The following is an 8,728-nucleotide window of genomic DNA, read 5'->3' on the forward strand; positions in this document are numbered from 1 at the left end:
TACATTTGAATTAAATTTGTCCATTCCATATTTAGTAAAGAGTTTAATCCAACTATAATATATTTGGAATGAGGTTTTACATGTTTGTTTTTATTATATTAGACGTGATATTACCAATATTAATATTGATGCTAATTGGTGCAATCTTACAAAGAAAGTTTCAATTTAACTTAAAGCAGCTATCTACACTTATTACTTATTGCTTGATGCCAGCAGCTGTATTTGTGAATATATATGATATTAGTATAGAAATAGATCTGTTGCTCCAAATAATATACTATTTAATGCTTTATAGTCTGAGTCTGATCATAGTAAGTCATTTCATTTCGAAAATATTAAAGTTAGAAAAAGGAGAAAGTGCAGCTCTAAAAAATAGCATTTCGTTAATGAATTCCGGTAATTATGGATTACCAGTAAGTCAATTGATTTTCAGTCACAATCCAGTGGGGGTTTCCATTCAGATTTTTATTGTGATCTTCCAGAATCTTCTAACTTATTCATATGGGATATATAACTTACTATCAGCAACAAAAACAATCGGAAGTATTATTCAATCATTTCTAAGACTGCCTGTATTTCATGCGCTCGTATTAGGGGGTCTCTTTCAATCTTTTACAATTCAAATACCTAATTCTATCTTTCTACCTCTTAATCAGCTTGCGAATAGTTTTGTTGCAATAGCACTCATATTGCTAGGAGCGCAATTATCCAACATTAAGCTTAATTTTTCCCATCGAGTCATAACATGGGCTTTAATTGGAAGGTTACTGATGGGACCATTATTAGCACTTGCCATGATCTACCTACTAAACATTGATGGTATTGTTGCACAATCATTATTTATTGCAAGTTCTTTTCCTACTTCAAGAAATACATCAACCATTGCTATGGAGTATCAAATAGAGCCTGAATTACATGCACAAATCGTTTTATTTTCAACACTTTTCAGCATTATTACAGTAACTGTCGTTATTTATTTGTCATATATTTTGTTTTGAATATACGTGCAAAAACGAATAGATTTGAGGCGGTAAATGATGGACGGAAATCCCATCGATATGAGAAGAAAACTGTCTTTAATATATTGGGTTTCGTTTCCAATTGTACGATGTCTGATAATCAAGCGACTTAATTCAAAAAAGGAAACTCATTAGGGGTTATTTCGTATGCAAATCTTTAAAGCATCTACATATAGACTTGCGAAAAAAGACACAATCTCGCTTATAATTGACGTTACATGAGCTTAGGTTGATAGCGATGGGGTGGGTGTGTCAAGTAAGAATTTTATCTTTATTGATTTTATGCGGTTTTTCCGCATAATTGTAACTAAGGGGGATGATTCTAAGTTGAGTAAACAGAATATTAGCACAACGGTTTCGGGAGATTTGATTGTTACCCATCTAATTGGCCAGATTAAAACAGACGATGTGTATGAATGGTTTAATAGCTTTGAGCAGGTTTGTCAGCAATTTATTTCCGAGGGGCGGAAATACAAATTATTGGTAGATAGAAAAGGATACACTCCAAATCATTTTTCTGTTCAAAAAGTATGGAAAGATAAGTTCTTCAATGAAACTATTTTGAATCATAGTAAGGCAATTGCATTTCTTCTTGAAGAAGGGGAGATACTGAATTATTTGCAACAATCCAATACAAAAGAATCTGTGAGATTTTTTGATTATTATGAACAAGCGCTAATTTGGTTGAATGAATACCCAATATAAAAACTGAATTGGACGAGTTGCTCGTAATGTTGCACTTGTCATAAAATTTACTTGTTTACAAGTTGCCAACACCATTCATTTTCTGCGCAGATTACCTGTGGAATTTCAAAAAAGGAACCAAAACAAAAAGGACAAACGTTTCTAAAAAACGTTTGTCCAAAGGTAATTACTATTTTAGCTAAGAAATAGATTATTATTTGTGAGTACGAGAAAGCTTTTTTATAAGTTTAGGAAAAATAGATGTTAGTTCTTGCTTCAAACGCTTTGTAAACGATGGATCTTTACCTGAAGTTGAAATAGTGACAACATATTCATCATGTCGGATGACACCAGGTGTGTGAAACGATGATTCTGTACCATCACTTACAACGTTAACCCACTGGAAATCATGGGCGGCTTGTTTGACCATCATATTTATAGCATGTTGATTTGTAGCTGCATAAATAAGATGAGCATCTTTAATATCATCATTAGAAAAAGTTTTTTGCTTCCAATTAATATAAGGAAGTTCTTTCATTTCCTTGCAAATTTCTGGGCTGACAACGGTGACAAAAGCGCCTGTATCTTTTAATCCAGACGCTTTTCGATATGCAATTTTACCTCCACCAATGATAACAACCACTTTTTTATTTAGATTAAGCATAAGAGGGTACATGTTATACATACACACATTCCTCCATTCGTTCTAATAATGTTAACTTCATATATGTATCAAACTGAAGACAGTTGCAAGTTGTAACGTGATCGTATTTTTTTGTATGCAACTTAATTTTTTGAAGCAATAATCCAGTAAAGAGAAGGTAAGGCATGACATATACATGAGATGCAGTCGATGTTATAGTCTTGAGCTCAGCAGTAAAAGAGGGCGTTCCTTTCGTTAAAAAGGAACAACATACTCGCATACCGAGTTTTTGTTCGACAGCTGCTCCGATTTGTTGTAACTCATGTATCGGCTGGGGGTCACTACTACCTCTCCCTACGAGTAAAACACTACTACCTTGCATTGGCATAGTTTCACGTATTCTTTTTACTACAAGTTCAACCATATGCGGATGCGTACTAAAAGGTTGTACAACTGAAAATGAGATATGTGGATATTGCTTTTTCATTTTCGCTATCTCCAAAGGAATATCACATTTATAGTGAGCTGCTGCAAATAATAAAACAGGTACAATCATTATTTCAGTTGCACCCTCTAGTATTGCTTCTGTAACTGCATCCGAAATGGTAGGTGTCGTTAGTTCCAGAAAGGCTATTTTTTGAATCCTTTCGTTACGTTCTTTTATAACAGATTGAATAAAGTGAATGAATTGTTCGTTACCTTCTTGAAGCCGGCTCCCGTGTCCAACATATACGATTCCTTTCATTGTCTCACCATGTCTTTCTTCATAATAATTTCTTGTAATGAATGATCTACATTATGAAATCCGACTTTATTTGCATAGTGTAAAGTTGGAATATCAGTGTAGGAGAATGGGAGAGTAAGAATATCGATAAAGCCAAGACGTTTTATTTCTGCTAGAAACGTATCAATAGAAGCACGTCCTTCAAATACAATGCTATCCCATGAGAATTCAGAAAGCATACGAGAATGAATTTCATCGAAGCGATGGTCAATTGTATATTCATGAGTCATCATATAAGAACCAGCACCAATTTTTTCTTGAATAAAAGCAATTCGGTTAATATTTCTGCCTAAATAAACAGTAGTATCGGAAGAGAACTCTGCTTGTTTACTTAGTAGCCCATATTGCATAAGTTTTTCTTGAGTGGCAACGTTTATATACTGCAGTTTTGCCTGTAAGGAACGAATATCTTTCTGGTGTTTACTGCATGATCGCATCAAGATTTCTACACTTTCAGCTGAACAAAATACTAGGCGATCAACGCTAAAAATCTCATTGGTTTGTTTAGATGTTAATGTGTATTCTTTCTTTTTGAAAGTTGGAATTTGATATATTTCTGCACCGGACTCTTGTAACATTTGCTTGATTGCGCTTTTTTTATTTGTTGCAGATGCAACTAAAACCTTCTTGCCATGCAATGGTTTACGTTCTTTCCAAGCGATTTGATTACGTAAAGAAACAACATCACCAACAATTGTCATAGAAGGGTTAGAAATATTTTCGTTTTTGACGATAAGAACAATGGTTGAAAGTGTACCTGTGACAACGCGCTGTTTACCAGTTGTACCCCATTCGATAACTGCTACTGGTGTATCTTCTTTTTTTCCTGCTTGTAGTAAGTTTTCGCAAATTGTAGGTAAGTTTTTTATACCCATGTAGTAAGCGATTGTGTCGCTATTGTGGGATGAATTATATTTTCCATGATCGGTTAAAGGGCCTTTTGCATGTCCAGTTAGTAATGTGACGCTATTACTGTGGTTGCGGTGGGTGAGGGGGATACCTGCATAGCTACTAGCGGCGATGCTAGATGTAATGCCTGGTACAATTTCATATGGAATATTCGCAGATGCTAGAGTTTCTGCTTCTTCACCAACACGGCCAAAAATAGATGGATCTCCGCCTTTTAAGCGGACTACGATTTTTCCTTCCTTCGCAAATTGAAGGAGGTGTGCGTTAATCATTTCTTGTCGCATAGTATGATTCTTTGGCATTTTTCCGCAATAAATAAGTTCACATGTTTCTTTTGTATAGTTAAGAAAGGTAGGATTTAATAAGCGGTCATATAAAACAATATCTGCACGCTTTAAACAATCTATCGCTTTTTTTGTAATAAGTCCTTCATCACCTGGTCCTGCACCAACTAAATATACATATCCGTTCATATTCGCACCTCATCTATTTTTATGTAAAAGGAAGCCAGGGGAAGGCTTCCTTTTATAAATTACATGTATATATAAATATCACCATCAATAACTTCTACTTCGTATGTTTGAATACAACCGTCATCAGGTTTTTGAACTTCACCTGTTAGTAATGAAATTTTCCAATCATGTAGTGGACAAAATACGAATTCACCAGATACAATTCCTTCGGCTAATGGTCCGTTTTTATGAGGACAACGATTTTCTACAGCTCGAATATCGCCATTTGAAAGGCGGAATAGGGCGATAGACATACCTTTCATTTGTACCTCTTTACCGATTTGAATAGGAAGATCTTCTGCACGCATAACTTTTATTTTTTCTTTCGTTTGTATCATATAGATCACAGCTCCTTATTTCACAGTTTCTACTTCATACATCGCTTTTAATGATTTCGTTTCTAGTGCTTGTCCCCAAGCTTCTTTATATGTGCCACGAGCTGTTTGGAAACGTTCATTTAACTTAGTGACCATATTTACATCTTGCAGTATTTCTTTTATGTGATCGAAGCCTAATCGTTCAGTCCAGTAGGCAGTACGCTCTCCGTAAATACCAGTTTCACGATAATATTGCATGTAAGCTGTAGCGATGCGAAGGACATCATCTTCAGTAGGGACAACCATTACAAAATCAGCCTCGCGTACTTCCGTACCACCATTTCCGCCAATATAAAGTTGGTATCCATTTTCGACACAAACAACGCCAAAATCTTTCGTCAATACTTCCGCACAGTTACGCGGACAGCCCGTTACACCCATCTTCATTTTATGAGGTGTATCTACCATTTCTAATGATTGTTCAAGGAGCATACCAAGTCCTAATGAATCTTTCGTACCGAAACGGCAGAAACGAGAACCAACACATGATTTTACATTACGAAGTGATTTTGAATACGCATATCCCGAAGTCATATTTAAGTCAGCCCATACGTTAGGTAAATCTTGTTTTTTTACACCATATAAGCCGATTCGGCTCGCACCTGTAATTTTCACAAGAGGGACGTCATATTTTTTCGCAACTTCAGCAATTTTCATTAAATCATCAGCTGTTGTAACACCTCCGTACATACGTGGAATAACAGAGAATGTACCATCATGCTGGATGTTACCATTCATTCTTTCATTAACGAAACGAGACGATTTATCATCTTCATATTCTTCTGGAATGGCCATACGTAAATAGTAATTTAATGCAGGACGACATTTCGAACAGCCATCTTCATGTACAAAACCAAGAACATTTCGTACTTCTTTTGGTGATTTTAAGCCTTTCTCATGAATCGCCGCTACGACTTCATCACGGGATAAAGGTGTACATCCACACATACCGGCAGATTGCGCTGAGGCATCAAAAGCATCTCCAAGTGTATAAGATAAAACTTGTTCGACAAGCGGACGGCATTTACCACAAGACCCTGCGGCTTTCGTACAGCCTTTAACTTCTTCAAAAGTCGTTAACTCTTGTTCTAAAATGGCATGAATGATTGTACCTTTCGTAACACCATTACATCCACAAATCGTGTCATCCGCACTCATTGTAGCAACGTCAAGTTCACATTCTTCACCAGCTTTGTGAAGAATGGAAGCTGGTGTATATTCTTGTATATCTTCTTCTTTCTTTAACATACTAAAGAGGCGTGTACCATCAGCTGTGTCACCATATAAAACGATACCGACGACTTTATTGTCACGAATTAATACTTTCTTATAGGAACGTTTACATTCATCAAAGATGGATATTGCTTTCGTTTGATCATCTTCATAAATTTGACCAGCAGAGAATAAATCACAACCAGCAACTTTTAATTGCGTACCGACGATACTGCCCGTATATCCATCAGTTTGTAAATTCGTTATATGTTTTGCTAATATTGCACCTTGTTCATAAAGAGGAGCAACAAGTCCATATGCGATACCGTCATGCTCTGCACATTCGCCAACTGCATAAATGGATTCATCATTTGTTAGCATATAGTCGTTAACTACGATACCGCGATTGACAATTAAACCAGCATCTTTTGCTATTTGCGTATTCGGGCGTATTCCGACAGCCATTACGATTAAATCACAATCTACAACTTCACCATCTTCAAATTGAATGCCCTCAACATGTTCTGTGCCAAGAATTTTTACAGTTTTCTTTTCCATTAGAAACTTCATGCCTTGTGCTTCTAAATCTTCGCGCAGAAGAGAAGCGGCTTTCGTATCTAGTTGCTGCTCCATTAAGCTAGGCATTAAATGAACAACATGTACGTCCATTCCTAAGTCAATAAGACCTCTTGCGGCTTCTAAACCAAGTAATCCACCACCAATGACAACGGCCTTTTTCTTTTCTGTAGCAGTATCAATCATAAATTGTGTATCTTCAATTGTTCGAAATCCTGTTACACCAGGAAGGGTGGAGCCTTCAACAGGTAAAATAAAAGCACTAGAACCTGTTGCGATAATGAGTTTGTCATATGTAAGAGTACGATTCTTTTCTGTGATAATGATTTTTTCTTCTCGGTTAATACTTTGAACTCTTTCGTTTGTATACAAAGTTATTTCGTTTTCTTCGTACCAACTGTATTCATTCATAATGATATCTTGCATATTTGTTTTGCCTTGTAAAACATGAGAGAGCATAATGCGATTGTAGTTTGGATGTGGTTCATCTCCAAAAATAGTAATCTCATATGAATCACTATCATGTTTTAATATTTCTTCCATACAACGTATGCCAGCCATACCATTTCCGATCATAACTAAACGTTTTTTCATTTTCGTTTCCCCTTTTTATGTGAAATATTGAACAAAGGATTATATTTTTATTATAGAAAATCAAAAAAGGGAGAGATGTGATATTTATCACATTTTTATAATGATTCACAATTTGTTAAAATTCGGATTTGTGTGAGGGGAATGTGGATATTTTTCGCAAAATGAAAAAGCAGGACATAAGTATGTATACTCATGTCCTGCACTTTATTTATGCTCTCGTAATTGCACGTGGAAATAAAATATTATTCTCTAAATGAATGTGCTCAAATAAATCAGACTCTAACGCTTCAAGACGTTGATAAACAAGTCGATAAGTGCCGCAAGCTCCTTCTGGAGGAGTAAAGTCATTTGTTACTTTACGAAGTTCTTTTATAATATTTCCGGCATGATTGTGCTCATTTTCTAGTTCATCTACTACTTTACGTAACTTTGCATAGTTTTCATCAGTTGGATTTTGTTCTAATTCTAAAATTAATGGGAAATCTTTCGTTTCTTCTTTAATTAAATGTTGTTCTAATTCCATTTTAAGTTCATGAAATAGCTTATGAATTTGAGCTAAATGAGGCTGATTCGCTCCATGAACGCGTAATACTTTCGTTACATATGGGCTTAACTGCGGCAACTCTTCATTTAAATAACGATGATGCTTATTAATTACATAATCAATCAATTCACGATAAGAAGCATTTTTCCAATCAATTTCAGATTCGTTTAATAGTTTCGTATTATGATAAAGCGTATTTAATTCTGTAAGTACTTCTGTTGCTGATAAATTTCTTTCATTAATTGCATCAATAAGTGTTTTATTACCACCACAACAAAAGTCTATTCTATATGATTTGAAAAGATCACTAGCTTTCGGAAATTGTGTAACAATCTCACCGACAATAGAAGTTTCAGTAAATGTATGTTCCATATGAATGCCTCCATAAAGTTTGAATGTAATATCTAAATTAAGAATAGCGATAAATGAAAAACAATGTGGTGATTGAAATCACTTATTATGTGTCAGTTTTAAGTATAATAAAATGAACTTTATAAAAGGAAGAGGGAGGGGAATTCGTCGTGATAGTTTCTGATAATAAAAAAGAAGCTTACTAGAAGCTTCTTTTTTACTACTATTTTTCGCATGCAACTCCATCGCCATCACGATCAAGATGTGAGTCATAACCTGGTTGTCCTTTATATAGGGGAGCTTTCCCAGCAGATCTAACTGCGGCACAATTTTTGTAATATGCACTACTAGTATTTCCTGAAGCAGGTTGTGTTTGAGTTTGCTGTGATTTTTTCTGTTCCTCTTGTTGTTTGCGAGCTTGTTCATCAGCCAGACGTTTTTGCTCTTCTTGTTGTTTGCGAGCTTGTTCATCAGCCAGACGTTTTTGCTCTTCTTGTTGTTTGCGAGCTTGTTCATCAGCCAG

General features: G+C 35.4%; 9 protein-coding genes. 2 read left to right on the forward strand and 7 right to left on the reverse strand.

The features are described 5' to 3' along the window. Positions 1-80 precede the first annotated feature (80 nt). Positions 81-998, forward strand: a complete 918-nt coding sequence (locus tag ACQVV1_RS19290; protein WP_242251927.1) for an AEC family transporter — start codon at positions 81-83, stop codon at positions 996-998. Positions 999-1,301: 303 nt separating this feature from the next. Beyond that, positions 1,302-1,724, forward strand: coding sequence for an STAS/SEC14 domain-containing protein (locus tag ACQVV1_RS19295; protein WP_431169389.1), 423 nt, complete (start codon positions 1,302-1,304; stop codon positions 1,722-1,724). Positions 1,725-1,917: 193 nt separating this feature from the next. Here ACQVV1_RS19295 and ACQVV1_RS19300 read toward each other — a convergent pair whose 3' ends face one another. The 7 genes from ACQVV1_RS19300 to ACQVV1_RS19330 all read right to left on the reverse strand — a co-directional run. Further along, positions 1,918-2,388, reverse strand: a complete 471-nt coding sequence (locus tag ACQVV1_RS19300) for a precorrin-2 dehydrogenase (RefSeq protein WP_097949665.1) — start codon at positions 2,386-2,388, stop codon at positions 1,918-1,920. Next, positions 2,381-3,091 carry a sirohydrochlorin chelatase gene (locus tag ACQVV1_RS19305; RefSeq protein WP_242251729.1) on the reverse strand — a complete coding sequence of 237 codons (711 nt, stop codon included), beginning with the start codon at positions 3,089-3,091 and terminating at the stop codon, positions 2,381-2,383. The genes ACQVV1_RS19300 and ACQVV1_RS19305 overlap by 8 nt, the downstream gene beginning before the upstream one ends. Further along, on the reverse strand, positions 3,088-4,512 hold the full coding sequence (locus tag ACQVV1_RS19310; protein WP_097949663.1) for a uroporphyrin-III C-methyltransferase: 1,425 nt from the start codon (positions 4,510-4,512) through the stop codon (positions 3,088-3,090). Before ACQVV1_RS19310 ends, ACQVV1_RS19305 begins: the two co-directional genes overlap by 4 nt. A gap of 59 nt (positions 4,513-4,571) precedes the next feature. After that, positions 4,572-4,889, reverse strand: coding sequence for a nitrite reductase small subunit NirD (nirD, locus tag ACQVV1_RS19315; RefSeq protein ID WP_000616692.1), 318 nt, complete (start codon positions 4,887-4,889; stop codon positions 4,572-4,574). Between the two features lie 15 nt (positions 4,890-4,904). Further along, positions 4,905-7,310: an NADPH-nitrite reductase large subunit gene (nirB, locus tag ACQVV1_RS19320; RefSeq protein WP_242251730.1), complete on the reverse strand. Its 2,406-nt coding sequence runs from the start codon at positions 7,308-7,310 to the stop codon at positions 4,905-4,907. A 208-nt stretch (positions 7,311-7,518) separates the two neighbouring features. Beyond that, the gene (ric, locus tag ACQVV1_RS19325) at positions 7,519-8,226 is read right to left on the reverse strand and encodes an iron-sulfur cluster repair di-iron protein (RefSeq protein ID WP_242251731.1); all 708 of its coding nucleotides are present in this window, start codon (positions 8,224-8,226) and stop codon (positions 7,519-7,521) included. Between the two features lie 202 nt (positions 8,227-8,428). Continuing rightward, positions 8,429-8,728, reverse strand: a 300-nt coding sequence (locus ACQVV1_RS19330; RefSeq protein WP_336376433.1) for an excalibur calcium-binding domain-containing protein, incomplete at its 5' end; no start/stop codon positions are given.

This window comes from Bacillus basilensis (assembly GCF_050630465.1).
Taxonomy (GTDB): domain Bacteria; phylum Bacillota; class Bacilli; order Bacillales; family Bacillaceae_G; genus Bacillus_A; species Bacillus_A basilensis.

What these genes read in the sequence shown, in the direction of transcription:
- ric (WP_242251731.1), bottom strand. Translation starts at nt 8,226, where the DNA reads ATGGAACATACATTTACTGAAACTTCTATTGTCGGTGAGATTGTTACA.
- ACQVV1_RS19295 (WP_431169389.1), top strand. Translation starts at nt 1,302, where the DNA reads ATGCGGTTTTTCCGCATAATTGTAACTAAGGGGGATGATTCTAAGTTG.
- nirD (WP_000616692.1), bottom strand. Translation starts at nt 4,889, where the DNA reads ATGATACAAACGAAAGAAAAAATAAAAGTTATGCGTGCAGAAGATCTT.
- ACQVV1_RS19300 (WP_097949665.1), bottom strand. Translation starts at nt 2,388, where the DNA reads ATGTATAACATGTACCCTCTTATGCTTAATCTAAATAAAAAAGTGGTT.
- ACQVV1_RS19305 (WP_242251729.1), bottom strand. Translation starts at nt 3,091, where the DNA reads ATGAAAGGAATCGTATATGTTGGACACGGGAGCCGGCTTCAAGAAGGT.
- nirB (WP_242251730.1), bottom strand. Translation starts at nt 7,310, where the DNA reads ATGAAAAAACGTTTAGTTATGATCGGAAATGGTATGGCTGGCATACGT.
- ACQVV1_RS19310 (WP_097949663.1), bottom strand. Translation starts at nt 4,512, where the DNA reads ATGAACGGATATGTATATTTAGTTGGTGCAGGACCAGGTGATGAAGGA.
- ACQVV1_RS19290 (WP_242251927.1), top strand. Translation starts at nt 81, where the DNA reads ATGTTTGTTTTTATTATATTAGACGTGATATTACCAATATTAATATTG.